Source organism: Algoriphagus halophilus (genome assembly GCF_041729275.1).
GTDB lineage: Bacteria > Bacteroidota > Bacteroidia > Cytophagales > Cyclobacteriaceae > Algoriphagus > Algoriphagus halophilus_A.
Map to the genome: position 1 here is coordinate 215,430 of NZ_CP146486.1, position 26,492 is coordinate 241,921.

Consider the following 26,492-nt stretch of genomic DNA (forward strand, 5'->3'; position numbering starts at 1 on the left):
TTGAAAATAGCTGTTATCGGAGGAGGTGCTGCAGGTTTTTTGCTGCCATTCATGCCAGTAAAAAGGAAGTTCAGTTACTATTTTCGAGAAGTCACCCAAGTTATTATCCAAGGTAAAAGTCTCTGGTGGGGGCAGGTGTAATGTGACCCATAAGCCATTGGAAATCTCCAAATTGGTCAAGAATTATCCGAGAGGTGAGAAATTCCTGAAGAAGGTGTTTCGCCATTTTAAAAGTGAGGATACCATCAATTGGTTTGAATCCCGTTCAGTTCCTTTGAAAGTGGAAGGGGATGGAAGAATGTTTCCCGTGTCGGATGATTCTCAAAGCATTATTGATGCCTTATTGAAGGAAGCTAATCAATTGGGGATCCAGATAAAAACCTCTACTGGAATCAAAGCAATACAGAATCAAGGCAATTCCTTTTTGTTGGAGACCAACCAAGGGGAGTTAACCTTCGATGCGGTGATCGTGGCTGGAGGTGGTCATCCCAAATTGGAGGGCTATTCATTTCTTAAAAAGCTGAAACATTCCATCGTCAGTCCAATTCCTTCCCTGTTTACGTTTAATACGCCTCAGGAACCGATCAAGAAATTGATGGGTATTTCTATGCCTGATGCGCATGTTAAAATTGAAGGAACTAAGCTGAATTACCAAGGCCCATTATTAATTACCCATTGGGGGGTATCAGGTCCAGCGGTGCTAAAATTGTCAGCATTTGGGGCAGAATGGCTTCATGAAAAAAATACCATGCCCGTGCCATCATCAATTGGAATTCAGATTTTAATGAAACCAAGTATCTGGAGCATTTAATGGCTTATGCTACATCTCATCCAGCTAGAAAGGTCATTAACTATCCTTTGTTTGAGGTTCCCGGACGGTTATGGGAGTACCTGTGTAATCGTTCGGAGATTGAATTGAATCAAACTTTCAATGGATTGAGTAAAAAGCAGTACAATAAGTTGGTACAGAACCTTTTTTGCCATATTTTGAACATCGATGGCAAAACGACCTTTAAAGAAGAGTTTGTGACTGCCGGAGGAATAGCTCTACAAGAGGTAAATCCTAATACAATGGAGAGTATGTATCACCCGAATCTATACTTTGCCGGAGAAATCTTAAATATTGACGGAATCACTGGAGGCTTTAATTTTCAGGGTGCCTGGTCCACAGGATATTTAGCCGGAATCTCATCAGTAAATAGCAGTATATGATCAAACTTTACCCTGAGTTAAATCAGAAAATCCTTGAAATCGCGGACGGAGACGAAGAGTTCAAGGTGGAATTGACCAAAGCGATTCATCTAGGCTTAGTTGAATTAAAAACGGTTTATTCGGAAGGCCACGCAGAACAAGATGAGGTGAAAATCCAACAGATACGCCATAAGTTAAAACCTACTCTTTCCATGTTTGAGTTTGAAGATTTGATCGTTGAAATGCAGAATGGAAAAGAAATAGTGGAGTCTGAAGGTTTCACTGATCACTTTTCAAGCCATGTGGGTCAACTAAACCATCTTTTGGACAATGCAATTTATAATGTTAGCCTGCTTTTAAAATAAAAAAGGAGTCGCACCTGCAACTCCACTTTTTAAATTATTTTTACCCTATGAAGAAAGCCCAAAGGTAAAAGGGCCTTTTTTACCGTTGATTACCATAGCATGAACTTCTTGTAAAGGAATTCTTATTTAATACGATGCCTATTGTTCCTTCCACTTATCCCGGTCCTCCATCCTTTTTATTTAATGGCCACTTGGAAACCATTGTTCCCAGTCTTTATAGAAAGGTAAATCAGGTAAACTTTGAGCGTGAACGAATAGATACTCCGGATGGGGATTTTTGAATTTGGATTGGTCTAAAGTAGGTTCTAATCGTCTATTGATCATTTCACATGGCTTGGAGGGAGATTCCAATCGACACTATGTGAAAGGATTGGTAAAGCTGTTTAATCAACAGCAAATAGATGTCATGGTGTGGAATAACAGAACTTGTGGTGGGGAAATCAATGACCTCCCAATCCTCTATCATCATGGTGCAAGCTATGATTTAGATACCTCTATACAATATGTCTTAAAAACAGGAGCTTATACTGATATTTATTTGACTGGAATCAGCATGGGAGGTGCTCAAACATTAAAATATTTAGGGGAGAAATCCAGTGATCTGCCTCAGGAAATTAAGAAGGCGGCAGTCTATTCCACTCCTTGCAACCTTCCTTCTAGTGCAGCCACATTAAAGCTGAAATCCAATACCTTTTATAAAAAGCGATTTTTGGGAAAGCTTAAAAAGAAAATTGCTGCTAAAGCTTCTCAATTTCCAGAACTGATCAATTTAGAATTACTGGAGAAGGTTCAGGATTTTGATTCCTTTGATACGCTTTTTACTGCTAAACTTCATGGATTTAAAGATGCAGCGGATTTTTATCAATCGGTCTCCGCGGATAATTGGATGAAGGATATTAGCATTCCTACTTTGATCATCAACGCAAAAAATGACCCACTTTTAGGACCTGAGTGTTACCCTATTGAATTGGCGAAGGAAAAGCCAGAAATCTATTTGGAAATGCCTGATAGAGGAGGACATACAGGCTTTTTACTGAAAGGAAATGAATTTACTTGGGCCGAATTAAGGTTGCTTGAATTTTTGATAGGTAAAAACTAAACTTGGAATTGTTAGTTTTGATATAAATTAATAGAACCCCCATGAGAACCCTTTTTTTGTGGCAGCATTTATTTTGATTTCTGTCACTGCATTATCTATTTACTTCTTTGGCTTCGGATATAGTTTTTTGGCCATTCTTTTGGGATTGCTGGTGGTGGGGCTATATGATGTGCTACAAACAAAACATGCGATTTTAAAGAACTTTCCTATTGTGGGACATTTTAGGTACATGTTTGAGGCGATTTCTCCAGAGATTCAACAATATTTTATAGAAAGTAATACAGATGGAAGACCTTTTAGTAGAAATTTGAGGTCTTTGGTCTATAGAAGAGCCAAAAATGTAAACGATACCCATCCATTTGGAACGCAAAGGGATCTGGGGGGTGAGGAGTATATGGCCTTACGCCATTCTATTTATGCCGTAAAGCCTATTGAGGAAGAACCTAGAATTTCCATTGGAAGTGATTTCTGTACCCAGCCCTATTCTGCTTCTATTCTTAATATTTCAGCCATGAGTTTTGGCTCCCTGAGTTCCAACGCGATTTTGGCATTGAATAAAGGTGCGAAAAAGGGTGGCTTCTTTCACAATACAGGAGAAGGAGGAATCAGTAATCACCATCGTGAAGGGGGAGGAGATCTCGTTTGGCAAATTGGAACAGGTTATTTCGGCTGTAGGGATGAGGAAGGAAATTTTGACCCTGAAAAATTTAAGGAAAAGGCGAATTGGCCACAGGTCAAAATGATTGAGATCAAGCTTTCCCAAGGCGCAAAACCAGGACATGGGGGAGTATTGCCTGGAGTGAAGAACACCAAAGAAATTGCCCATATCAGGGGAGTAAAGCCTGGAGAGACCATTTTATCACCTCCCGCACATACCGCATTTTCTGGTCCCAAAGGATTGGTGGAGTTTGTAGGGAAGCTTAGAAAACTTTCTGGTGGCAAACCCATAGGGTTCAAACTTTGCATAGGCAGAACAGAAGAATTTGTGAATGTCTGCAAGGAAATGGTTGCCCAACATGTCTGGCCAGATTTTATTACCGTGGATGGAGCAGAAGGCGGAACGGGTGCAGCTCCATTGGAATTCTCAGACAGTGTTGGTCTTCCTTTGGAACCTGCATTGATTTTTGTGAATGGTACGTTGGAGAAATACCACCTCAGAGAGCATATCCGGATCATAGCTTCTGGAAAAGCAATTTCAGCTTTTTCTATCCTTAAAAACATTGCTTTGGGTGCGGATATTTGTAATTCTGCACGGGGTTTTATGTTCAGTTTGGGATGTATCCAGGCTTTACGTTGCAATACCAATGAATGCCCAACAGGAGTTGCCACCCAAATGGCGAGTCTTACTAAAGGTCTGGTAGTGAGTGATAAAGCGGAAAGGGTCTATAACTTCCATAAAAACACGGTGCATGCCGTCCAGGAATTACTGGGGGCCACCGGTCATACCCATACTTCTGAGATCAGTATCCACGACCTGGTGAAGGGAGATGAGATGGTGAAACTGGCCAACCGATATTTCCCGGATACAGTGAATACCCAGGTGTAGTTAAAGTCATTATTTCTTATTGAAATCGTTTCAATGCCAATTCAGCCACGGTACCTCCAGTGGAAAGTGAGCTAGTAGCTGCTGGAGAAGGAGCATTTAATACGTTGATGGCATGTGCAGACTCCCTGATGGCAAAATCATCTAATAAACCTCCTGTTCTGTCGCAGGCTTGTGCCCGTACCCCAGCACCTCCATCTTCCAAATCAGAAGATTGAATTTCGGGGATCAATTCTTGAAGCGCTTTGGTAAACGCTGCCTTAGAAAAAGATCTATACAATTCCCCAAAACCCGTTTGCCAGTATTTTGCCGCTACTTTTTGAAATCCAGGCCATGCTAAACTTTCGGCCAATTCCGCTAAATTGATTTGGGATTTCTTATATCCTTCTCTTTTGAAAGCAAGTACCGCATTTGGTCCTGCTTCCACGCCACCCTTTTTCATTCGGGTATAATGAACTCCTAAAAAGGGGAAATTAGGATCTGGAACAGGATAAATAAGATTCTTGACTAAATACTCTTTCTCTTTTTTCAGTTTGTAATATTCACCTCTAAAAGGTATGATTTTGACATCGATAGGATCTGATTCATTCATCTGGGCTACCTTATCTGAATAAAGTCCGGCACAGTTAATCACCAATTTACATTGAAATTGCCCTTTTGAAGTTTCAATGTAATTGATGTTGTCTTTGTGATTGATAGTTAGTACCTTATGGTTTAAAAATATTTCCCCTCCAGCTTGTAAAATCTTTCTTCCATAGGCAATGGCGACGTTAAAATAGTCTACGATTCCCGTTTGAGGGACGTGGATGGCGGCTACACCGGTACAATGGGGTTCATACTCTTTTAACTCATCAATCGTAATAGATCTGGTTCCGGTCAATCCATTTTGAAGACCTCTTTCCAGCAGATTATTTAAGAGAGGAATTTGTTCATCTTTCGTGGCTACGACGACTTTGCCCGTAATTTCGTAAGGAATCTTTTCCTCTTCACAGAACTGGATTAATTCATGATAACCATTGATGCAGTTGGTCGCCTTTAAGGAACCTGGTTTATAATACAGGCCAGAATGGATCACCCCACTGTTGTTTCCAGTTTGGTGTTTTGCTAGTTGATCTTCTTTTTCCAGGAGGGCAATTTTCAGAGCAGGGTTTGATTGTAGGATTTTTAGGCCAGTGGCCAACCCAACAATTCCTCCACCAACAATGACAATGTCGTAAATCATGCGTAGTTTATTTATGGGGCAAATATACAAGCCCGTTTCTCATTTTCATGAGCTTCATTTCATATCAAATGAAGCAACTTGTGAATTTTTAACAAAACTTGGACAATTACTCCGATAAGAGAATTTATCTTGCAGTTGAAATTGAGCCAGGAACTCTACTACGAATGATCCGCAACCTTCTTTTTTTATTCACCTTCCTGTTATTTTCTGAAGCCTCTGCACAATTTATTGTCCAAGGTAAGGTCACTGATGCTGAAACAGGAGATCCCATTCCGTTCGCCTCTGTACTCTTAAAAGGGACTACTTTGGGGATGAATACAGATTTTGAGGGAAATTATTCATTGAGTGCCAAATCATTGCCTGATAGCATTGTGGTGAGCTACATAGGGTATTTGACTCAGTCCAAACCCCTCTCAAATCAAGCGGAACAAACTTTGAATTTCCAGTTAAGGCCAAGTGATTTTCAATTGGAGGCTTTTGTTTTTGAGGCTGGAGAAAACCCGGCATTTGAGATTATCCGAAAGGCAGTAGCAAAGAAAAAGAATTTGATAAACGTTCCTTAATGGCTTATGAAACAAAGAACTATACCAAGATCGAGATTGATATAGACCATGTAGCAGAAGAATTTGCACAACGAAGGTCAGTTCGTAAAGTCACCGCAGTTTTGGATAGTATCAAGCAGCTGACCAATGATGAAGGAGAGAAAATCTTACCGATATTTTTCTCCGAAACCCTCTCTAAATTTTATTATAGAAACAATCCCGAATTACGAAAAGAAATCGTAGAGAAGTCCCGAGTGACCGGAGTAGGGATTACAGATGGATCCACCACTTCTCAGATTACCGGTTCGGTGTTTCAGGAGTATAATTTTTACAAAAACTGGTTGAGTATCCTGGAAAAAGACTTTGTTTCTCCCATTGCGGATGGGTGGAAAGCCTTCTACGACTATGATTTAATGGATTCGGTTTTGGTGGGACAAGACAGTTGTTATATGCTGCAGGTATATCCAAGGAGGGAACAGGATCTGGCATTTAGCGGAACCATTTGGATCAATAAGGAAACGTATGCACTCAAGCAGGTCGACCTGACGATCCCAAAAGAAACAAATCTAAACTTTGTGGAGCGTATCAAGATTCAGCAGGAATTGGTTCCAACCCCTCCAGGGCCACTGATTCCTTCCAAAAGTAGAATCCAAATAAAAATAGGGCAGGTGACACCCAAAACTGCTGGCATGTTGGCTAAATTTTATACTTCCTCCGACAGTTTAAAATTAAATGACCCTGCACCTACCTCGTTTTTTAATCAAGCGGTAGTGTTAAAGCCAGATTTCAATACGGGAAATGAAGAATTTTGGAGGACCAATCGTCAAGATCCTTTGAGTTCGGAGGAATTGGCGGTTTTACAAATGGTGGATACGCTCAAAAGAATTCCGGTTATCCGTTTTTATACCGAAGGACTGAAGTTTTTGCTACAGGGTATTTGCCTGTAGGTAAAATGGATTTGGGTCCTTGGCCAGGTTTTTTCAACTACAATAATGTAGAAGGGATACGATTAGGGGTTGGCGGCAGAACCAACCTAAAATTTTCTAATAAATGGTTATTACAGGGATATTTGGCCTATGGTTTTAAAGATGAACGATTTAAATACACCGGATCTGTAACACGGGTATTGGATCGAAACCGATGGACCACCATGCGTTTGGGCTCCCAGCGGGAAATAGAGCAGGTAGGATTGGAAATTGCGAGTTTGGAAGGGAATAGCATTTTCCTTGCTGCAAGTAGGTTTGGTACGCTTAGACGTGCATACATGAGTACCAAACATGAATTGAATTTCCAACGGGAGTTTTTCAAAGGGTTTTTATTCAGCGCTGCTGTCAATGTGGCTCAGTTTGAACCCTTGTATGATTTCTATTATTTAGATAAAGATACTCGGGATTACCGATCAAGATTTGAGACTACTGAAGCAAGATTTGCCCTTCGTTATGGAAGGGATGAAATTGTCATCATCAATGATAACGAGCGGGTTTCATTTGGACCTTCCAAATGGCCAATAGTCCAATTGAATTATGCCAGAGGGTTGAGATGGCTGGGAGGGGATATCACCTACGACAAACTGAGTTTTTACCTATATCAGCGTCTCAATATGGGGATGTTGGGTGTTTCAAGGTATGAACTGGATGCAGGAAAGGTGTTTGGAGAAGTACCCTATCCCATTTTGAAAAACCATTTGGGAAATGAGACCCTGTTTTATACTTCAGCGGCCTTCAATACCATGAATTTCAATGAATTTGCCTCAGATCAGTATTTGAGTTTACGGTACCGACACTTTTTTGAAGGGTTTCTATTGAATAAAATTCCATTGATTAAAAAATTGAAATGGAGAGCAGTGGCTAATGCTAATGTATTATTTGGCTCTGTACGTCAGGCAAATATTGATAATGCTCCGACTTCAGATCCTGCAGGTAACCCATTGGAGACCTTTGGAAGACTTGATCCAACCAAACCTTATGTGGAACTTGGCTATGGGATAGAGAACATCTTTAAGTTTTTCCGAGTAGACTTCTTCCATAGAATGACCTATCTGGATAGTCCTGAGGCAAAGCCATTTGCGGTAAAAATAAGCGCACAGATAATTCTTTAGTCGTTTTTTTACTTTAGTTGAATGAAAAATAAAAGAACTTTCTTCTACCCAATTTTGGTCATTTTTTGTGCCTTATTTTTCTTTATTTCTATAGAAAGTAAGTCTCAGACCGAGCCTGAGAAGTTCACAGCAAAAAATGCGATTTATCTTGAAGTTGGCGGAAGTTCTGGAAGATACGCGGTCAACTACAGCAAGATTTTTCATCAAATAGGAAAGCTAAGTCTAAATGCAAGCGCGGGATTTTCCATTTGGCGTAATCAACTAAATGATTTCAAGACGATTTGGCTTCCAGTTATTCCTTTGGAGGCCACTGCGCTATATGGCAAGTCAAACCATCATTTAGAAATGGGGTTGGGAATCACTTCATTCTTAGATAGAACTTTAACCATTGATTCGGATACATTTGAATTCAATGACAAAGTGGTATTTGGTGCTTATATTCCTCTAAGAGTCGGATATAGATACCAAAAACCAGAAGGTGGATTCTTTTTCAGGGTTGGCTATACGCCAATTATTGACTTTCCGCCAAGAACAGGAGGTAATTGGTCTTTCAACCCATATCATGCAGGATTGAGTTTTGGGAAAAGTTTTTAAAATGGTTGAATGTATTTTTCACCAGATTAGCTGATGCCTTGGCAGTTTAATGGAGGATGAAAATCACAAACTAATAGGTATTGAATTTAAAATTGCCGATTTTTAAATTACAAAATTGGATTTAAATGGCTACAGTTGAAAACTTAAGAAATGGATTGATCGATAAAATACTTTCAATCAATAACAGGGAATTCCTAGAAGCCCTTGACAAACTCATTTCCTCAAGCTCACCTGAGCTAGATCAGAAGGAATTAACAAAAGTACAAAAAACTTTGTTGGAAATGAGTGTGGAAGATATTAAAAAGGAAACTTGATTTCTCAAGAAGCAATGGACAAAAGAAATCTTGAATGGTTAAACGAGATGTAATTTGGACCAAAACTGCAGACCTTCAGCTCGTTGGAGTTTTAGAGTACTGGGTCAATAGAAATAAATCAACTTCCTTTTCCAAAAAACTTGTAAGGTTAGTTTCCAAAAGAACCAAAGAGATTTCAGAACAACCATTTATTTACAAATCAATTGATTTCAAAGAGATTAGAGTAGCCTCATTGGTTAATTTCAATATCTATTACAAAATCACTGATTCACAAATCATCATTATGGCATTTTGGGATAACCGACAAGACCCAAAAAAACTATTGAAACTTCTTAAAAACCAGAGTTGACTTTTCCTTTTATTTTGAATCATAGTTTTTGAAATTGATTACTTTCATCTTTTTATTCTTTCAAACCAAGTGCATTTGAAAATAGAATTAAACTTCGCCCAAGCAGCTTTTGCCGCCAAAGATTCTGAAAACACTGTCCTTATCATTTGTACCCTGAAGAAATAACGATTCTTTTCATTATTCACCTCCCTGAAATTTTTTGGTTGCAAGAGCTATTTGCATATTTGCAACTTAAACCAAATGCCTGTTTGTATGGGCAGAAATAAATGTACAAATGTCACAACTAATTAAAATCACTCTTCCAGATGGCACTGTGAAAGAGTTTGAAAAAGGAACTACCGGTCTACAGATTGCTGCCAGTATCAGCGAGGGTTTAGCAAGGAATGTTCTAGCCGCAAAAATAAATGGACAAGTTTGGGACGCTACTCGTCCTATCTTAGAAGATGCTTCAGTTCAACTTTTAACTTGGAATGATGGAGAGGGTAAAAACACCTTCTGGCATTCTTCTGCCCACTTGTTGGCAGAAGCTTTGGAAGCACTTCACCCAGGCATCAAATTCGGTATCGGTCCACCGATAGAAACAGGTTTTTACTACGATGTGGATTTCGGGGATAAAACCCTAGACGGTTCTGAGTTGGAAGCCATTGAAAAGAAAATGGTGGAATTGGCTCGTGAAAAGAATGAATACATCCGAAAAGAAATTTCCAAAAAAGACGCAGTAGCATATTTCCAGGAAAAAGGAGATGAATACAAACTGGATCTTTTGGAAGGCTTGGAGGATGGATCGATCACCTTCTATGAGCAGGGAAATTTTACGGATTTATGTAGAGGTCCTCATATTCCAAATACAGGGTTTATCAAAGCTGTAAAGCTGACCAATATCGCCGGGGCTTATTGGAGAGGGGATGAGAACAGAAAAATGCTGACCCGTATTTATGGAGTGACTTTTCCAAAAGCCAAGGAACTGACCGAATATCTAGCGCTGATTGAAGAAGCCAAAAAGCGTGATCATAGAAAATTGGGCAGAGAACTTGAATTGTTCACATTCTCTGAAAAGGTAGGAATGGGACTTCCATTATGGTTGCCAAAGGGGACTTTATTGCGTGAGCGTCTGATCAATTTCATGAAAAAGGCGCAGGATAAATCCGGTTACCAGCAGGTGACTACTCCACATATTGGCCACAAAGTTTTGTATGAAACTTCTGGGCATTATGAGAAGTACGGAAAAGATTCATTCCAGCCAATTGCTACTCCGCATGAAGGAGAGGAGTTTTTGTTGAAACCGATGAACTGTCCACATCACTGTGAGATCTACAAGCATAAACCGCATTCATACAAAGAATTGCCGATCCGCTACGCGGAATTCGGAACTGTTTACAGATATGAGCAAAGTGGTGAATTGCATGGATTGACCCGAGTAAGAGGCTTTACTCAAGATGATGCCCATATTTTCTGTAGACCCGATCAGGTAAAAGATGAGTTTATCAAAGTCATTGATTTGGTGTTGTATGTATTCAATGCATTAGGCTTTGAAGACTATACTGCTCAAATTTCACTGAGAGACCCTGAAAATCCTTCCAAATATATAGGAGGAGATGAAGCTTGGAATAAAGCAGAATCAGCGATTATTGAAGCAGCTGCTGAAAAAGGATTAGAAACTGTCACTGAATTGGGAGAAGCAGCGTTTTATGGCCCTAAGCTTGATTTTATGGTCAAAGATGCGTTGGGTAGAAAATGGCAGTTGGGAACTATCCAGGTAGATTATCAGTTGCCAGAACGTTTCCAATTGGAATATATTGGGTCGGATAATCAAAAGCATAGACCGGTGATGATCCACAGAGCACCTTTTGGTTCTTTGGAGAGGTTTGTTGCCGTTTTAATAGAACATTGTGCGGGTAATTTCCCATTATGGCTTGCTCCTGAGCAAATTAATATTTTGCCTATTTCTGAGAAGTATGTAGATTATGCTGAGGAAATCAAGAATATCTTGGATGAAGCAGGAATTACTGGTTCAATTGATAATCGTGATGAGAAAATCGGTCGAAAGATTCGTGATTCTGAGGTGAAAAAAGTGCCGTTCATGTTAATTGTAGGTGAAAAAGAGAAGGAGGAGCGGAAACTTTCAGTGAGGAAGCATGGTCAGGGTGACCTGGGTAACTACTCTCCGGAGGAGTTTATTAATTATTTTCAGGGAATAATTTCTTCAGCTTTAAGCAGATCAGAAACAGCTAATAATTGATTGTGCTTTTCTTAATTAGAAATATTTCCGATATTTGCAGGCAATTTCATAAAAACAACCTAATCAAACTTGAGAAACAATAGACAACCGTATAGAGGTAGACAAGAAGAACCTTATAAAGTAAACCAGAAAATCAGAGCTCGTGAAGTAAGAGTTGTTGGTGAATTCGTAGAGGGCGGCAATGCGCTGCTACCCACTGACAAAGCAATTAAACTGGCTCAGGAAAATGACCTGGACCTTGTAGAGATTTCTCCTAATGTTGATCCTCCCGTTTGTAAGATTCTTGATTACGCAAAGTTTAAGTACGAGCAGAAAAAGAAACAAAAGGAAATCAAGGCCAATGCAGCGAAGGTTGTTTTGAAAGAAATTAGATTCGGTCCTAATACGGATGAACATGACTTTAATTTCAAAGTAAAGCATGCGATCAACTTTCTGAAAGAAGGGGCAAAAGTAAAGGCTTATGTGCATTTCGTAGGTCGTACGATTGTTTTCAAGGAAAGAGGAGAGATGCTTTTATTGAAATTTGTTCAAGCTCTGGAAGAATATGGGGCGGTGGAGCAACTTCCAAAGATGGAAGGAAAGCGTATGAACATCTTTATTGCACCGAAGGCAGGAAAAAATAAATTTCAACTAAATAAATACAGCAAAATGCCAAAAGTAAAAACCAAATCAAGTGCAAAGAAGAGGTTCGCTTTAACGGGAACCGGCAAGATCAAAAGGAAACACGCTTTCAAAAGCCACATCCTTACCAAGAAATCTACTAAAAGAAAGAGAGAATTAACCAAAGCTGGTCTAGTTCATACTTCTGACGAAGGTAGAGTAAAAGACATGTTGAGAATCTGATCAACCTGTTTCATTAATTAATTAAGGTTTATTTATTCACCAGACACTTTGGTACACAAGATCTCAGGTAAACTGGGACACCAAGCGTCAAAAAACAAAAAACTATGCCTAGATCAGTAAACGCGGTAGCGTCAAGAGCAAGAAGAAAAAAGTGCTAAAGGCCACTAGAGGTTATTTCGGAAGAGGTAGCAACGTTTGGACTGTAGCCAAAAACAAGTACGAGAAAGGACTTCAGTACGCTTACAGAGACCGTAAAGCGAAGAAAAGAGAATTCAGAGCATTATGGATTCAGCGTATCAACGCCGGTGCTAGAGAGCACGGTGTGTCTTACTCTCAATTAATGGGATTATTGAAGAAAGCAGAAATCGAATTGAACCGTAAGGTTCTAGCTGATTTAGCCATGAATCACCCAGAAGCATTTAAAGCTGTAGTTGAAAGAGTAAAATAAGGTCGCACTATCTTATTTTGCAGAAGTCTTCCCTCGGGAAGGCTTTTTTTTTTGGCTGCCAGCTAATTATTGACATTTTTTTACCTTTTGGTTGTTGGTACTTACATGAATACCCTATGAACCCAAGACATTATTGCTTTTTGATCCTGTTTTTTCTCGTCACTCAACTTTTGGTTGCCCAGACGAAAATTTTTGATCGCTTTGAAAAAGAATTTATCAGCTCCAAAAGCTATGAAAATCCACTTTACGAAGTCAATTCCTTCGAAATTACATTTACCTCTACATCAGGAAGGAAAAAGACTGTCAGAGGCTTTTGGGATGGAGATAACAAATGGAAAGTTCGGTTTATGCCGGATGAACTTGGACTATGGACTTTTGAAAGTTCCTCCTCAGATCAGAGCAATTCAGGTTTGCATGGAATAAAAGGGGAATTTGATTGTGTGGAGAATGACAGTGAACATGATCTATTCCAAAAAGGCCCCATCATTCATCAAAAGGGATCCTATCATTTAAGTCATTTGAATGGCTCCCCATTTTTTTGGACTGCAGGTACTGCTTGGAATGGCGCATTAAAATCCACGGATGAAGAATGGGATTTTTACCTGAATCACCGGCTCACTCACCACTACAATACGATCCAATTGGTAACTACCCAATGGAGAGGAGGGACCACCAATGCAGAAGGGGAGGTTGCGTTTACAGGTTCAGGAAGAATCTCCCTAAACCCAACATTCTTTCAAAGAATTGACCAGAAAATTGAGGAAGCCAACCAAAAAGGGTTGTTGGTGTCCCCTGTGGTTTTATGGGCCTTGCCATTTGGTCAGGGAATTGAGTTTAGCCCGGGATATTATCTACCCATCCGGGAAGCGGTTTTATTGGCGAAATATATTGTTGCCAGGTATCAGGGAAATCATGTGGTATGGAACCTGGGAGGAGATGGGAAGTATTATGGGGATTTGGAAGACCGCTGGAAAACAATCGGAGCTGCGGTTTTGGAGAAGGAAAACATCAGGGATTAGTCACCCTTCACCCGCATGGGACTTCCTGGATTGGGGACCTGTATGAGGACCAGGGTTGGTATGGGCTGTATACCTATCAATCTTCTCATTCAAAAGCCCAGAATACTGTGGATTGGATCACGAAAGGACCTGTTTCTGAACGTTGGTCAATGCTAAGGCCTTTGCCTTTTATCAACACAGAGCCTCTTTATGAGGAAATTCGTGCGGATGCCACAGCTCAGGATCTTCGGAATGCATGGTATTGGAGTATTTTCTCTGCACCTGTGGCTGGGATTACCTATGGAGCCAATGGGATTTGGCCATGGCTGAGAGAGGGGGAGGACATCGAAAACCATGGACCTGCTGGAAATGTCAGTCGTTGGAAAGAAAGTTTGGAGTTAGATGGAAGCATTCAGATGGGATTTTTGTTTGAATTTTTCAATGGATTGGAATGGTGGAGTTTGAAGCCTGCATCCGATTTATTGAGGGATCAGCCGGGGGACAGCACATTTAATGAATTTGTAAGTATTCTTTCGGATGCTGACCAATCTTTGGTTTTGGTTTATACACCGGTTCGACAATCATTTCATTTGTTCCCATTACTTGGCACTGCTTATCAGGCAAAATGGTTCGACCCCAAATCCAATAAATACTTGGACTTAGGCAGCTTGTCAGGAATGGGGGATTTGGAATTTGAAAGTCCCTTTGAAGAAGATGCCATTTTGGTTTTGGAGAAAAAGAGGGATTGATTCTATAGTATTCAGAATAGCTGAAGAATCCCATACAGGGAAACAAGTCCTATGGATAGGACACTTATCCAAAACATGAATTGAGAGAAAGGGCCCGATGCCAATTTCAAGGGTTGGTTTTTCAGTTGAAAATGAATGGCAGCAAAGACTACCAACAATAATAGTACGGAACCTATCACCCCTCCAAAAAGAACCATAAATGCGGGAAGCTTGACAAAAACAAACGTCAAGGCCCACAACAAAGGGAAAACCCAGGCTAATAGGGCCACCCATTTTTTACGCTCTGTTAGATTATTCCAATTGATCCAACCTAATTCACCAAAAATATCGGGAAACAAACGGGTCCAATAAGCAAGCGTAGCAAACACACTGGAATAAAGCACAAAGAACGCCCCCATGAGGTAGGCAAACCGAGCATTTTCTCCTAACGTTTGCGTATAGATAGCAGCTAGAGTTTCTATTAATTCATTACCGGAAGGAATTAGCTCATTTCCATGAAGGATAGCTGCTCCCAATAGGTAAAATGAAGCTGTAACGAGGGTGTAAATTACCATTGCCACAAAAGCATCCAGATACATGATCTTGATCCAAGCTGTTGCCCTGGATTTCCATGCTTCACTGCCATCATTTTCTCCAGTGTAGGTGGCATACCCTTTTTCTAAGCACCAATAAGTATAGGCTATGATTTCATCACTGGCGACACCTGTTATACCAAATGCACCAATGGCCACAAAAATCAAATGGGGCGGCAATTCAAAATGAAGCCCTGAAAGAATATCTCCCAAAGAAAAGCTATAGGGGCTGAAGTTGACAGCGATCACTGAGGCAAGAGTGAAGAGTGTAAACGCAAAAACCAACAAAATGGAAGTTCGCTCTACTACATAATAGTAGTTTTTAAAAATTAAAAGGCTGGTAATCAATCCTAAAATAAATACCAACAAGTAAGGAGAGAGGTAAGGAAAAAGCATATTGAGTGCGATGGCGGCTCCACCTATCATTCCTCCGACCTGAACAATTTTAAAAAGTGTCAATACAAAGGTGCCCCAGATAGCCCAGTTCTTAGGGCCTGGTAAGCTGGCAAATGAAACCATAAGCGGTTTACCTGTGATGATGGCATTTTTCCCAAATTCCAGTTGGATAGCAACTTTCACCAGACAACTCACTAGAATTACCCAAAAGGTGATGAAACCACCTTCTGCCCCAAGAACGGTAGTTGCTATTAGTTCTCCTGAGCCTACAATGGATGCGGAAAGTATAAATCCAGGGCCTAGAAATTTTATTTTTTCAAAAAGTAGGCTAGGTGGGTCTTTTATTTCGGGAGATGTCATCAACTAAAAATAGGAAAATTATTCCTAGAAAGTTTCCTGGTCAAAGTCCTCGCTTTTCGTGATCAACTCCTCAAAGAAATTCGAATCAGAAAAGACGAAATGGAAGATGATTTAGCTCCCCATAGGTTGTACCGGATGATTGTGAAAAAAGTATATATACTACAAATTCATTCATGAGATAAAAATAAAAAAGGCTTCCATTTCTGAAAGCCTTTGTAGTCCCGAATGTTCGGGAGGAGTTGAACCTGCCTGCGGCAGGCAGGCCCGTGTCCGCCGCGCCTGTGCGCCTTGGCGTAGCGGATATGAAACCTTTGCTCATATTATGTGATGAGGAAGAAGAAACTGTTTTATCCAGTCTCTACCTTTTCCTGTTTTTAATTCTTTCTCTCTCAGCATTGCTTCTTTTTTGGATTTGAAAAACTCAACATGAATTACTATCCAAGGTCTGTATCTAGTTGTAAATCCTTTGGTAGATTTAGTGTTGTGATAATGGAATCTAGTAATCAAATCGGAGCTCATCCCAGTGTATGTTTTGCCAGAGGATTTTGAAAAAAGTATATATACTACAAATTCATTCATGAGATAAAAATAAAAAAGCCTTCCATTTCTGAAAGCCTTTGTAGTCCCGAATTTTCGGGAGGAGTTGAACCTGCCTGCGGCAGGCAGGCCCGTGTCCGCCGCGCCTGTGCGCCTTGGCGTAGCGGATATGAATCCTTTGCTCATATTATGTGATGCGGAAGAAGAAACTGTTTTATCCAGTCTCTACCTTTTCCTGTTTTTAATTCTTTCTCTCTCAGCATTGCTTCTTTTTTGGATTTGAAAAACTCAACATGAATTACTATCCAAGGTCTGTATCTAGTTGTAAATCCTTTGGTAGATTTAGTGTTGTGATAATGGAATCTAGGAATTAAAACGGAGCTCATCCCAGTGTATGTTTTGCCAGAGGATTTTGAAAAAAGTATATATACTACAAATTCATTCATGAGATAAAAATAAAAAAGGCTTCCATTTCTGAAAGCCTTTGTAGTCCCGAATGTTCGGGAGGAGTTGAACCTGCCTGCGGCAGGCAGGTCCCCGCGCCTGTGCCCTTGGCGTAGCGGATATGAATCCTTTGCTCATATTATGTGATGCGGAAGAAGAAACTGTTTTATCCAGTCTCTACCTTTTCCTGTTTTTAATTCTTTCTCTCTCAGCATTGCTTCTTTTTTGGCCCCTGTCCGCCGCGCCTGTGCGCCTTGGCGTAGCGGATATGAATCCTTTGCTCATATTATGTGATGCGGAAGAAGAAACTGTTTTATCCAGTCTCTACCTTTTCCTATTTTTAATTCTTTCTCTCTCAGCATTGCTTCTTTTTTGGATTTGAAAAACTCAACATGAATTACTATCCAAGGTCTGTATCTAGTTGTAAATCCTTTGGTAGATTTAGTGTTGTGATAATGGAATCTAGTAATCAAATCGGAGCTCATCCCAGTGTATGTTTTGCCAGAGGATTTTAAAAAGTATATATACTACAAATTCATTCATGAGATAAAAATAAAAAAGGCTTCCATTTCTGAAAGCCTTTGTAGCGAGGACGGGAGTTGAACCCGTGTCCGCCGCGGCGGATATGAATCCTTTGCTCATATTATGTGATGCGGAAGAAGAAACTGTTTTATCCAGTCTCTACCTTTTCCTGTTTTTAATTCTTTCTCTCTCAGCATTGCTTCTTTTTTGGATTTGAAAAACTCAACATGAATTACTATCCAAGGTCTGTATCTAGTTGTAAATCCTTTGGTAGATTTAGTGTTGTGATAATGGAATCTAGTAATCAAATCGGAGCTCATCCCAGTGTATGTTTTGCCAGAGGATTTTGAAAAAGTATATATACTACAAATTCATTCATGAGATAAAAATAAAAAAGGCTTCCATTTCTGAAAGCCTTTGTAGCGAGGACGGGAGTTGAACCCGTGTCCGCCGCGGCGGATATGAATCCTTTGCTCATATTATGTGATGCGGAAGAAGAAACTGTTTTATCCAGTCTCTACCTTTTCCTGTTTTTAATTCTTTCTCTCTCAGCATTGCTTCTTTTTTGGATTTGAAAAACTCAACATGAATTACTATCCAAGGTCTGTATCTAGTTGTAAATCCTTTGGTAGATTTAGTGTTGTGATAATGGAATCTAGTAATCAAATCGGAGCTCATCCCAGTGTATGTTTTGCCAGAGGATTTTGAAAAAAGTATATATACTACAAATTCATTCATGAGATAAAAATAAAAAAGGCTTCCATTTCTGAAAGCCTTTGTAGCGAGGACGGGAGTTGAACCCGTGACCTCAGGGTTATGAATCCTGCGCTCTAACCAACTGAGCTACCTCGCCAGGTATTTTTTAATTGGTCTAATTTCAATATTTAGGTTTTTTAAATACCTGATAAACTTTTTCAGGCATTGATATTTGAAATTAATGGCTATATTAAACCGCCGACGAAGATCAAATATCCGAGGCTTAAATGTGAATTTTATTTAAACCCGAAAACCTCCCTTCCGAATGGGAATGCAAATATGAGGTCTTGTACTGTGAAATGCAAGTTAAAGTTCTTTAAAAAAGTAAATTTTTCGCAAAGAAAAAGAAGATGTCATGGTCAAAAATAAGTTTGTTGCTGATTATCAAATCAATGCCTCCAAAAAAATAGTTTTCCAATATTTAAGTACTGCTAGTGGTTTAGAAGAGTGGTTTGCTGATGATGTCCGGATTAATGAGGATAAAAATTATATTTTCAATTTCGATAACGAGGATCACTATGCTAAACTTGCTTCCATTCGGACCAATTCCCATGTGAAATTTGAATTCTATGACCCCAATGCTCCTGAAAGTTCGGACCATTCTTACATTGAATTTAAATTAGAAGAGAATGAATTGACCCAAACGTTGTTTTTGAAAGTGATCGATTATTCCGATGGATATGATGATGAGGAACTCACTGCAATCTGGGAAGGTTTAATTGGCACATTGAAAGAAATAATTGGTGGGTAATGTGAATACAAATCACCATTTTTGAACTTCATTTCTAAAAGGACGTAAATCCACTTGGAAGTAAGTTGTCGCATGAAAAAACTTGATAAGCTAATTCTGGGGTCTTTTATAGGCCCATTTTTATTAACATTTTTAGTAGTGGATTTCATCCTGTTGACTGTCAACATGTTGAAATACTTCGATGAGATCTTTGGGAAAGGTCTGGGTTTTTTGATCTATATGGAGCTGATCTCCTATTTCTTGATTAGTATTTCTCCCATGGCGCTGCCACTTGCGGTACTTCTTTCCAGTTTAATGACTTTTGGAAACCTTGGGGAACATTTTGAGTTAACGGCTATCAAAAGTAGTGGGATCTCACTGGTCCGGGCATTGAGGCCAATCGGTGTATTTGTAGTGGTCCTGGCATTTGCAGCCTACTTATCCAATAACCACCTGGTTCCTAAAGTAAACTTAAAAACCTTTAGCCTTTTATACGATATCCGAATGAAGTCTCCTGCATTGGATATCAAAGAGGGGGTATTCTATGATGGGATACCAGGGTATAGTATCAAAGTGAATAGAAAGCTGGATGATGTACGGTTAAGGGACATTATCATTTACAATCATAACCAAGGACAAGGAAACTTGAGTGTTACATTGGCCGATTCTGGAAGGATGGAGCCTTTTTTCAATGATAACTACATGAGGTTGACCCTGTATAATGGGACAAACTATAAAGAAGACCGGGCAACCAGGGGAATTTCTGAAAAACCTGTAGGCTTTAACAGGGCAACTTTTCAAGAGAATGTGATCATTTTCAACCTGGATGCTTTTCAAATGAGTAGAACTCCGGAAGATCTTTGGTCTACCAATAGAGCCATTAAAGACATTTCAGGAATCAAAAAGGATTGGATTCCATCAATACATTGGTGAATGATAAAGTGTATCAGAATTACCAATCCGCAGAGGCTACTTTTCCTTTTTTTACCAGGGATAGAAAACTGGAACCTTTACCTCACATCAAAGAACGAAGGGCATTGGATGATTCTCTTCGTCAAATTAAAATGAAGAAGGAACAGGCAATTGCAGATTCTTTGGGAAGGTTAAAGGAAAAACAAGATAGCTTAAAAAGGGCTGAGGTATTGGACAGTAGGGAAGATGATTCTGTGGAAGATGGAAGGCAATTGAGGGGAGGGGTTACGAATTCTACCAGTAAATCTTTGCCGAATGACTCTTTGTTTTTACAAAAAAGATTGATCAACAGGGAAAGTTTAGAAGAGAAAGAGGAATCTGATACCTCATCCATTCCTATTAACCCGATCGTGATTAGCCCCCAAAAAAGAACGCATAGCTCCATTAACCGAGGAGGAAAAGGCTAGAATTGATTCCCTTATTTATGGAAAAGGGTATATCACCAATGCCATGACCATGGCCATGAACAATTCCAGGAACCTTAAGAATTCTTTCAATATTAAGAAGGCTCAAATTGATACGGATGAGCGTGAGTTTAGGAGGTACGAAATTGCTTGGTACCAAAAATATACCCAGGCCTTTGCATGCTTTGTGATGTTCCTAATTGGAGCTCCTTTAGGAGCCATTATAAAAAAAGGAGGATTGGGAATGCCTGTGTTGCTTTCCATCATCTTCTTTATTTTATATTACATGCTGACGATCTCAGGAGAAAAATGGGCCAAAGAAGGAATCGTAGATCCTTTGTTTGGAACCTGGTTTTCTAATTTATGCCTGCTGCCATTTGGTTTGTTCTTTTTGAAGCAGGCTAGAAAAGATGCTCGATTATTTGAGCCGGATTTTTATCAGAATAGTTGGAAAAAGCTCAAAGAACGGTTGAAAGTTCTTCGTGCAAAATCTGTCTGACCTTTTATTATTTGAATATTAGCCTTACCTTTGTGGTTGTTTTATAAAATTTAGCTAAACATGTATTTAAATTCAGAGAAGAAACAAGAGTTGTTTAAGAATCATGGACGGTTAAAATCTGAAAAAGACACAGGATCTCCTGAGTCTCAGATTGCCCTCTTTACACACAGAATCAAGCATTTGACAGAGCATTTGAAGTCAAATAAGAAGGATCACTCTTCCAGACTTGGTCTATTGAAGTTAGTAGGTAAGAGAAGATCTCTTCTTGACTATCTTCATAAAAAAGAAATCGAGCGTTACAGAGCTATCATCGCCGATTTAGGAATTAGAAAATAACCCTTTTGTAAGGTTCTCTAGATGGAGAACCTTACTTTTTCTTTTTTAGGGTAGTACACTTTTATTTTTATATTTTGACGCTTTCATACTAACACGCATTTATGTTACCAAACTTGATCACCAAATCCATCAAACTAGAAGATGGAAGAGAAATAATTATTGAGACAGGTGCATTAGCTAAACAAGCTGATGGTTCTGTTGTAGTGAAGATGGGAAAAGCTATGCTTTTGGCTACTGTAGTATCCAAGAAAGAAGCAGGCGAAGGGGTGGATTTTTTACCTATGTCCGTAGACTACCAAGAGAAATTTGCTTCCTCAGGAAAGATTCCAGGAGGATTTTTGAAGAGAGAAGGAAGACTTTCCGATTACGAAATTTTGATTAGCCGAATCGTAGATAGAGCTATTCGTCCGATTTTTCCAGATGATTACCATGCTGATACTCAGATTGCCATCACGTTAGTCAGTGGGGATGAAGAGGTACTTCCAGATGCTTTGGCTGGATTGGCAGCGTCTGCTGCTTTAGCAGTATCTGACATTCCATTCAATGGTCCAATTTCTGAAGTTCGAGTGGCTAAAATCGATGGGAAATTAAAAATTAACTCCCAACTCCAACTGAGTTGGAATCAGCTTCTTTAGAATTTATTGTAGCAGGTTCTTTGGATTACATCCTGATGGTGGAAGGAGAAGCCAATGAAATTCAAGAGGAGGAAATGCTTGAAGCCATGCAATTCGCCCATGAAGAAATCAAGAGACATTGCCAGGCACAGATTGAACTGACCAAGATGGTTGGTAAAGAAGTAAAAGAGAATACAACCACGAAAAATCTGATCCAGCCCTTTTCGATAAGATGAAGGCTGAATTATATGATAAATTATATGCTTCTGTAAGCAAGCAAATTGCCAATAAGTCTGAGCGTTCTGCTTTGATCAAAGAAATCAAAGATGAGTTCGTCGCAAGTCTAGGCGAGGAGCATGAATATGAAGCGAGTCTGATCGGCCCTTATTTCAGCAAAATTCATAAAGAAGCGGCAAGAAATTTGACCTTGGACGAGAAGAAAAGATTGGATGGTAGAAAATTGAACGAAGTGAGACCTATTTGGTCTGTTGTGGATTATTTACCTTCTGCTCATGGATCCGCGGTATTTACCAGAGGTGAAACTCAGTCTCTTACTACCTGTACCTTAGGTACTAAGATGGATGAGATGATGGTTGATGGGGCCACTATTTCAGGATATAACAAATTCTACCTTCATTATAACTTCCCAGGATTCTCTACAGGTGAGGTAAAACCGAATAGGGGACCAGGTAGAAGAGAGGTAGGCCATGGTAACCTGGCTATGAGAGCTTTGAAAAAGTACTTCCTCCTGAAGATAAGAACCCATACACGATTAGAATCGTATCTGATATATTGGAGTCCAATGGTTCTTCATCCATGGCAACTGTATGTGCAGGATCCTTGGCTTTGATGGATGCAGGTATTCAAATTAAATCAGCTGTTACCGGGATAGCAATGGGGATGATCTCTGATGCAAAAACAGGTAAATATTCTATCTTATCTGATATTTTGGGAGATGAGGATCACCTAGGCGATATGGATTTCAAAGTAACTGGAACTTCCAAGGGAATTACTGCTTGTCAGATGGACTTGAAAGTAGAAGGTCTTGATTATTCTGTATTGAAAGAAGCCTTATTGCAGGCCAAAGAAGGAAGACTTCATATTTTGGATGAAATCACCAAAACATTGGCTGAACCTAAAGCTGAATTGAAGCCACATACTCCTAGATCATTTATGATGATGATTCCTAAAGAATTGATCGGTGCTGTCATTGGTCCAGGTGGTAAAGTGATTCAGGAAATCCAAAAAGATACTTCTACTACTATTGTAATTGAGGAAGTGGATAACCAAGGGAAAATCAGTATTTACTCGGCTAATCAGAATAACATGGATGCTGCAATCAGCAGAATCAAATCCATCGTTGCTCAACCGGAAATCGGAGAGACCTATACAGGAAAAGTAAAAAATATTCAACCATTTGGAGCATTTGTGGAATTTATGCCGGGTAAAGATGGTTTACTACATATCTCCGAGATTAAATGGGAACGTGTAGAGAATATGGATGGTGTTCTTGAGCCAGGAGAAGAAATAATGGTTAAATTGATCGATATCGATAAAAAGACGGGTAAATTCAAGCTTTCGAGAAAGGCTTTATTGCCAAAACCGGAAAAACCTTCTTCAAAAGAACAAGGTTAATCGAGTAATTGATTATTTTGACAATATATATTAAATATAAATTCACAAATCATAATTCTGAATGAGGCAGCTAAAAATTAGCAAACAGATTACCAACAGAGAAAGCCAGTCACTGGATAAATATCTTCAGGAGATCGGTAAGGTAGACCTGTTAACAGCAGATGAAGAGGTAGTTCTGGCCAAAAGAATCAGAGAAGGTGACCAATTGGCATTGGAGAAATTGACGAAAGCCAACCTTCGATTTGTCGTTTCAGTAGCTAAGCAATACCAAAATCAAGGTCTTTCCCTAGGTGATTTGATCAATGAAGGAAACTTAGGTTTGATTAAAGCTGCTCAGAGATTCGATGAAACCCGTGGTTTTAAGTTTATTTCCTACGCTGTTTGGTGGATTAGACAATCAATCCTTCAAGCATTGGCAGAACAGTCTAGAATTGTTCGTTTGCCTTTGAACAGAGTTGGTTCTTTGAATAAAATCAGCAAGACCTTTAGCGAATTAGAACAGAGGTTTGAAAGAGAGCCTTCTCCAGAAGAATTAGCTGAAGTACTTGAAGTAACTGCTAGTGAAGTAGTGGATACGATGAAAATCTCTGGCCGTCACGTTTCAATGGATGCTCCATTTGTCCAAGGGGAAGAAAACAGCCTGTTGGATGTATTGGAAAATGATGGGGACGAAAAGCCGGATGATGGATTGATGAATGACTCTCTTAGAAAAGAGGTTCAAAGAGCACTTTCTACTTTAACCCAACGTGAGGCCGATGTGATCACCCTTTATTTTGGACTCAATGGGGAACATGCAATGACCTTGGAAGAAATTGGTGAAAAATTCAATCTAACCAGGGAAAGAGTAAGGCAGATTAAAGAGAAAGCCATCAGAAGATTGAGACATACTTCTAGAAGTAAGACGTTGAAGCCCTACTTGGGATAAAAGTCAAGCATATCAAGAGGGGCTTTTAAGCCCCTTTTTTGTTATAAAGATGTGAGGTTTTTTTGCTGTTTTTGAACGTAAAACTCCTCAGACAATCTTTTTCCTTTTAAGGAATTTTAAGAGGTGCTGTTATTGTTTACCTAAGAATATTGATAAAATTTAACCGATTTAATACAAGCTATTAATGAGTCAAGAAATTGAAAAGGTTCGTGTTTTGATCATTGGATCCGGACCAGCAGGTTATACTGCGGCGATTTATGCTTCTAGAGCAGGTCTTTCTCCAGTTCTTTATACTGGAGGACAACCAGGTGGTCAATTAACTATTACAAATGATGTGGAAAATTACCCAGGCTATCCTGATGGGGTAATGGGCCCACAAATGATGGAAGATTTCCGTAAACAGGCTGAAAGATTTGGTACTAGTGTTCGTTATGGCTTAGTAACCAACGTGGATTTCTCGGTAAGCCCAAAAGTAGTTACCGTTGATGAACAAGTAACGATCCATGCTGAAACTGTCATCATTTCCACAGGTGCTTCAGCGAAGTGGTTGGGCTTGGAAAGCGAAACAAGATTGAATGGAAAAGGTGTTTCTGCTTGTGCCGTTTGTGTGGGTTCTTCTTTAGAAATCAAGAAGTTGCCATAGTAGGAGCAGGGGACACCGCCTGTGAAGAAGCCACTTATTTGGCCAATATTTGTAGTAAAGTGTACATGTTGGTAAGAAAAGATGAAATGAGGGCATCTCAAATCATGCAAAAACGTGTAATGAATAACCCTAAGATTGAGGTGTTGTGGAATACCGAGACTGATGAGATTTTAGGGGAAGAAGAAGTAAATGGAGTAAGAATTTTTAACAATAAAACCGGAGAAAAATCTGAAATAGCGATTTCTGGCTTCTTTGTTGCTATTGGACATCAACCAAACACCGAGATTTTCAAGGAGTTTATCCATATGGATAATTCAGGTTATATAACCACCATTCCGGGCAGTTCTAAGACGAACATTGAAGGTGTATTCGCTTGCGGTGATGCACAGGACAATGTGTATAGACAAGCTGTAACAGCAGCAGGAACTGGATGTATGGCAGCCTTGGATGCGGAGCGGTATTTGGCCGAAATCGAGAATCCATAAACCCAATACATGAGGTCTTTCATTCTAAAAATAGTTTTAGGAATTTGTTTGAGCATTGGTTTCTTTGAAGCTAATGCTCAAGTTTTTCCTAAGATTATTAAGAAAAACAATAATACAACTACCAATGCTTCAGGTTCTCAAGAGCGTAGAAATATCGAACTTAGAAGTTTTGACCAGGATTCCTACCTGAGGACCCTTTCTTCCTTGACTGACTCGATTATATTCGAAAATAATGTCAACCTTGGAAAAGTACGGTCCATCGTAAGCGAGGATCCTAATGTAATGATTTGGGCACCCACCAATCAATTGGTAAAGATCTCAGAGCAAATTCAAATTGACAGTATTTGGATCACTGCCTATGAATACTATTCCAATTGGGATAGTAAGAAAATTGATATTTATAATTTCGATCCGAAGACTTTTCAGGATTCAGTCAATATTAGGTTGTATGACCCTTTCTTTGGCTATGAATGGAAAATGCCTCTAAGCAAAACTCCTGTGACCTCTACCTTTGGCTCCAGATGGGGTAGATGGCACTATGGTACTGACTTGGACTTAGTAACAGGAGATCCTGTTTATAGTGGTTTTGATGGAATCGTAAGGGTTCGGTCCTATGATCGCTATGGATATGGTTATTATCTGGTGATTCGACATAAAAACGGACTGGAAACTTTATATGGTCATTTGTCCAAATTCTTGGTGGATGTAGGACAAGAAGTAAAAGCCGGGGATATCATTGCCAAAGGAGGAAGTACCGGAAGAAGTACTGGTTCCCATTTACATTATGAATTGAGGTATCGAGGACTGCCCTTCGATCCTCAGGATGTATATGAATTTGATGAGGAGAAAATCATAGGACCCAATTATTTAATCACCCCCAATACCTTTTCCCATGTGGTAAAAGCCAGAACTGCTGCCTATCATAGAGTAAGAAAAGGAGAAACCTTAGGAGCTATCGCCAGAAGATACGGGGTTTCAATCAATACATTAACCAGACTAAACGGAATTTCTACCCGAAGTATTCTCCGTATTGGACAAAACCTTAGGGTTAGATAATAATGAAGTAAA

General features: G+C 39.5%; 31 protein-coding genes, 1 tRNA gene and 5 pseudogenes. 29 read left to right on the forward strand and 8 right to left on the reverse strand.

From position 1 onward, the window contains the following. The 7 genes from V8V91_RS01140 (at nt 1) to V8V91_RS01170 (ending at nt 4,201) form a co-directional block, all read left to right on the forward strand. A complete protein-coding gene (locus V8V91_RS01140; protein WP_373398394.1) occupies nt 1-141 on the forward strand; it encodes a hypothetical protein in 141 nt (46 codons plus the stop codon). Then, nucleotides 80-811, forward strand: coding sequence for an aminoacetone oxidase family FAD-binding enzyme (locus V8V91_RS01145; RefSeq protein WP_373400838.1), 732 nt, complete (start codon nt 80-82; stop codon nt 809-811). The genes V8V91_RS01140 and V8V91_RS01145 overlap by 62 nt, the downstream gene beginning before the upstream one ends. Further along, nucleotides 799-1,212, forward strand: coding sequence for an NAD(P)/FAD-dependent oxidoreductase (locus V8V91_RS01150; protein WP_373400839.1), 414 nt, complete (start codon nt 799-801; stop codon nt 1,210-1,212). Before V8V91_RS01145 ends, V8V91_RS01150 begins: the two co-directional genes overlap by 13 nt. After that, nucleotides 1,209-1,556 (forward strand): hypothetical protein, encoded by a 348-nt coding sequence (locus tag V8V91_RS01155; protein WP_373398395.1) that lies wholly within the window; start codon nt 1,209-1,211, stop codon nt 1,554-1,556. Before V8V91_RS01150 ends, V8V91_RS01155 begins: the two co-directional genes overlap by 4 nt. Before the next feature lie 134 nt (nt 1,557-1,690). Continuing rightward, nucleotides 1,691-1,837 carry a hypothetical protein gene (locus V8V91_RS01160; protein WP_373398396.1) on the forward strand — a complete coding sequence of 49 codons (147 nt, stop codon included), beginning with the start codon at nt 1,691-1,693 and terminating at the stop codon, nt 1,835-1,837. A gap of 2 nt (nt 1,838-1,839) precedes the next feature. Then, nucleotides 1,840-2,655 (forward strand): YheT family hydrolase, encoded by an 816-nt coding sequence (locus tag V8V91_RS01165; protein WP_373398397.1) that lies wholly within the window; start codon nt 1,840-1,842, stop codon nt 2,653-2,655. A gap of 58 nt (nt 2,656-2,713) precedes the next feature. After that, nucleotides 2,714-4,201: an FMN-binding glutamate synthase family protein gene (locus V8V91_RS01170; RefSeq protein ID WP_373398398.1), complete on the forward strand. Its 1,488-nt coding sequence runs from the start codon at nt 2,714-2,716 to the stop codon at nt 4,199-4,201. 16 nt (nt 4,202-4,217) lie between these two features. On the opposite strand, the gene lhgO is transcribed toward V8V91_RS01170, so the two are convergent. Continuing rightward, nucleotides 4,218-5,420: an L-2-hydroxyglutarate oxidase gene (gene lhgO, locus V8V91_RS01175; protein WP_373398399.1), complete on the reverse strand. Its 1,203-nt coding sequence runs from the start codon at nt 5,418-5,420 to the stop codon at nt 4,218-4,220. Nucleotides 5,421-5,584: 164 nt separating this feature from the next. On the opposite strand from lhgO, the gene V8V91_RS01180 reads away from it, so the two are divergent. From V8V91_RS01180 to V8V91_RS01235, 12 genes and pseudogenes are all read left to right on the forward strand, one after another. Beyond that, nucleotides 5,585-5,983 carry a carboxypeptidase-like regulatory domain-containing protein gene (locus tag V8V91_RS01180; RefSeq protein ID WP_373398400.1) on the forward strand — a complete coding sequence of 133 codons (399 nt, stop codon included), beginning with the start codon at nt 5,585-5,587 and terminating at the stop codon, nt 5,981-5,983. Then, nucleotides 5,983-6,909: a DUF5686 family protein gene (locus V8V91_RS01185; protein WP_373398401.1), complete on the forward strand. Its 927-nt coding sequence runs from the start codon at nt 5,983-5,985 to the stop codon at nt 6,907-6,909. The genes V8V91_RS01180 and V8V91_RS01185 overlap by 1 nt, the downstream gene beginning before the upstream one ends. Then, the gene (locus V8V91_RS01190; RefSeq protein WP_373398402.1) at nt 6,900-8,060 is read left to right on the forward strand and encodes a DUF5686 family protein; all 1,161 of its coding nucleotides are present in this window, start codon (nt 6,900-6,902) and stop codon (nt 8,058-8,060) included. Before V8V91_RS01185 ends, V8V91_RS01190 begins: the two co-directional genes overlap by 10 nt. Before the next feature lie 21 nt (nt 8,061-8,081). Further along, complete coding sequence (locus V8V91_RS01195; protein WP_373398403.1) at nt 8,082-8,654, forward strand: hypothetical protein; 573 nt, start codon at nt 8,082-8,084, stop codon at nt 8,652-8,654. 125 nt (nt 8,655-8,779) lie between these two features. Continuing rightward, on the forward strand, nt 8,780-8,968 hold the full coding sequence (locus tag V8V91_RS01200) for a hypothetical protein (RefSeq protein ID WP_373398404.1): 189 nt from the start codon (nt 8,780-8,782) through the stop codon (nt 8,966-8,968). A gap of 34 nt (nt 8,969-9,002) precedes the next feature. Continuing rightward, nucleotides 9,003-9,317: a type II toxin-antitoxin system RelE/ParE family toxin gene (locus V8V91_RS01205; RefSeq protein ID WP_373398405.1), complete on the forward strand. Its 315-nt coding sequence runs from the start codon at nt 9,003-9,005 to the stop codon at nt 9,315-9,317. Between the two features lie 274 nt (nt 9,318-9,591). Beyond that, entirely contained in the window at nt 9,592-11,556 is a 1,965-nt protein-coding gene (thrS, locus tag V8V91_RS01210) for a threonine--tRNA ligase (protein WP_373398406.1), read from the forward strand. A gap of 69 nt (nt 11,557-11,625) precedes the next feature. Continuing rightward, nucleotides 11,626-12,174: pseudogene (gene infC / locus V8V91_RS01215) on the forward strand (translation initiation factor IF-3); the annotation flags it as partial. 30 nt (nt 12,175-12,204) lie between these two features. Continuing rightward, nucleotides 12,205-12,399, forward strand: a complete 195-nt coding sequence (gene rpmI / locus V8V91_RS01220; RefSeq protein WP_184497419.1) for a 50S ribosomal protein L35 — start codon at nt 12,205-12,207, stop codon at nt 12,397-12,399. Nucleotides 12,400-12,503: 104 nt separating this feature from the next. Next, nucleotides 12,504-12,847: pseudogene (rplT, locus tag V8V91_RS01225) on the forward strand (50S ribosomal protein L20). 116 nt (nt 12,848-12,963) lie between these two features. Then, complete coding sequence (locus V8V91_RS01230; protein ID WP_373398407.1) at nt 12,964-13,866, forward strand: DUF4038 domain-containing protein; 903 nt, start codon at nt 12,964-12,966, stop codon at nt 13,864-13,866. Then, on the forward strand, nt 13,767-14,594 hold the full coding sequence (locus V8V91_RS01235) for a DUF4038 domain-containing protein (RefSeq protein WP_373398408.1): 828 nt from the start codon (nt 13,767-13,769) through the stop codon (nt 14,592-14,594). The genes V8V91_RS01230 and V8V91_RS01235 overlap by 100 nt, the downstream gene beginning before the upstream one ends. An 11-nt stretch (nt 14,595-14,605) precedes the next feature. Here the strand turns inward: V8V91_RS01235 and V8V91_RS01240 are convergent, their stop codons facing one another. The 3 genes from V8V91_RS01240 to V8V91_RS01250 all read right to left on the reverse strand — a co-directional run bounded on the left by V8V91_RS01240 (nt 14,606) and on the right by V8V91_RS01250 (nt 16,905). Beyond that, nucleotides 14,606-15,922, reverse strand: coding sequence for an Nramp family divalent metal transporter (locus V8V91_RS01240; protein ID WP_373398409.1), 1,317 nt, complete (start codon nt 15,920-15,922; stop codon nt 14,606-14,608). A gap of 315 nt (nt 15,923-16,237) precedes the next feature. Continuing rightward, nucleotides 16,238-16,645 (reverse strand): GIY-YIG nuclease family protein, encoded by a 408-nt coding sequence (locus V8V91_RS01245; RefSeq protein WP_373398410.1) that lies wholly within the window; start codon nt 16,643-16,645, stop codon nt 16,238-16,240. Further along, a complete protein-coding gene (locus V8V91_RS01250) occupies nt 16,642-16,905 on the reverse strand; it encodes a GIY-YIG nuclease family protein (protein ID WP_373398411.1) in 264 nt (87 codons plus the stop codon). The genes V8V91_RS01245 and V8V91_RS01250 overlap by 4 nt, the downstream gene beginning before the upstream one ends. Before the next feature lie 119 nt (nt 16,906-17,024). Here V8V91_RS01250 and V8V91_RS01255 point away from each other — a divergent pair, with 119 nt between their 5' ends. After that, a complete protein-coding gene (locus V8V91_RS01255; RefSeq protein WP_373400869.1) occupies nt 17,025-17,285 on the forward strand; it encodes a hypothetical protein in 261 nt (86 codons plus the stop codon). A 16-nt stretch (nt 17,286-17,301) separates the two neighbouring features. On the opposite strand, the pseudogene V8V91_RS01260 reads toward V8V91_RS01255, so the two are convergent. The 4 genes and pseudogenes from V8V91_RS01260 to V8V91_RS01275 all read right to left on the reverse strand — a co-directional run. Then, nucleotides 17,302-17,388, reverse strand: a pseudogene (locus V8V91_RS01260) (GIY-YIG nuclease family protein); the annotation flags it as partial. 153 nt (nt 17,389-17,541) lie between these two features. Beyond that, nucleotides 17,542-17,745 carry a GIY-YIG nuclease family protein gene (locus V8V91_RS01265; RefSeq protein ID WP_373398412.1) on the reverse strand — a complete coding sequence of 68 codons (204 nt, stop codon included), beginning with the start codon at nt 17,743-17,745 and terminating at the stop codon, nt 17,542-17,544. Between the two features lie 154 nt (nt 17,746-17,899). Continuing rightward, nucleotides 17,900-18,163 (reverse strand): GIY-YIG nuclease family protein, encoded by a 264-nt coding sequence (locus tag V8V91_RS01270; RefSeq protein WP_373398413.1) that lies wholly within the window; start codon nt 18,161-18,163, stop codon nt 17,900-17,902. Nucleotides 18,164-18,204: 41 nt separating this feature from the next. Then, a tRNA-Met gene (locus V8V91_RS01275) sits at nt 18,205-18,278 on the reverse strand. Between the two features lie 258 nt (nt 18,279-18,536). On the opposite strand from V8V91_RS01275, the gene V8V91_RS01280 reads away from it, so the two are divergent. The 9 genes and pseudogenes from V8V91_RS01280 (at nt 18,537) to V8V91_RS01320 (ending at nt 26,480) form a co-directional block, all read left to right on the forward strand. Beyond that, the gene (locus V8V91_RS01280) at nt 18,537-18,932 is read left to right on the forward strand and encodes an START-like domain-containing protein (RefSeq protein ID WP_373398414.1); all 396 of its coding nucleotides are present in this window, start codon (nt 18,537-18,539) and stop codon (nt 18,930-18,932) included. 72 nt (nt 18,933-19,004) lie between these two features. Continuing rightward, nucleotides 19,005-19,844, forward strand: coding sequence for an LptF/LptG family permease (locus V8V91_RS01285; RefSeq protein WP_373398415.1), 840 nt, complete (start codon nt 19,005-19,007; stop codon nt 19,842-19,844). Further along, nucleotides 19,841-20,290 carry a hypothetical protein gene (locus V8V91_RS01290; protein ID WP_373398416.1) on the forward strand — a complete coding sequence of 150 codons (450 nt, stop codon included), beginning with the start codon at nt 19,841-19,843 and terminating at the stop codon, nt 20,288-20,290. The genes V8V91_RS01285 and V8V91_RS01290 overlap by 4 nt, the downstream gene beginning before the upstream one ends. 55 nt (nt 20,291-20,345) lie before the next feature. After that, nucleotides 20,346-20,786, forward strand: coding sequence for an LptF/LptG family permease (locus V8V91_RS01295; RefSeq protein ID WP_373398417.1), 441 nt, complete (start codon nt 20,346-20,348; stop codon nt 20,784-20,786). Between the two features lie 60 nt (nt 20,787-20,846). Then, entirely contained in the window at nt 20,847-21,122 is a 276-nt protein-coding gene (rpsO, locus tag V8V91_RS01300; protein ID WP_074224019.1) for a 30S ribosomal protein S15, read from the forward strand. 101 nt (nt 21,123-21,223) lie between these two features. Beyond that, nucleotides 21,224-23,371: pseudogene (gene pnp, locus V8V91_RS01305) on the forward strand (polyribonucleotide nucleotidyltransferase). A gap of 61 nt (nt 23,372-23,432) precedes the next feature. Beyond that, the gene (locus V8V91_RS01310) at nt 23,433-24,296 is read left to right on the forward strand and encodes an RNA polymerase sigma factor RpoD/SigA (protein ID WP_074224021.1); all 864 of its coding nucleotides are present in this window, start codon (nt 23,433-23,435) and stop codon (nt 24,294-24,296) included. A gap of 184 nt (nt 24,297-24,480) precedes the next feature. Next, nucleotides 24,481-25,424, forward strand: a pseudogene (gene trxB, locus V8V91_RS01315) (thioredoxin-disulfide reductase). A 9-nt stretch (nt 25,425-25,433) separates the two neighbouring features. After that, nucleotides 25,434-26,480, forward strand: a complete 1,047-nt coding sequence (locus tag V8V91_RS01320) for a peptidoglycan DD-metalloendopeptidase family protein (RefSeq protein WP_373398418.1) — start codon at nt 25,434-25,436, stop codon at nt 26,478-26,480. Nucleotides 26,481-26,492: the final 12 nt, after the last annotated feature.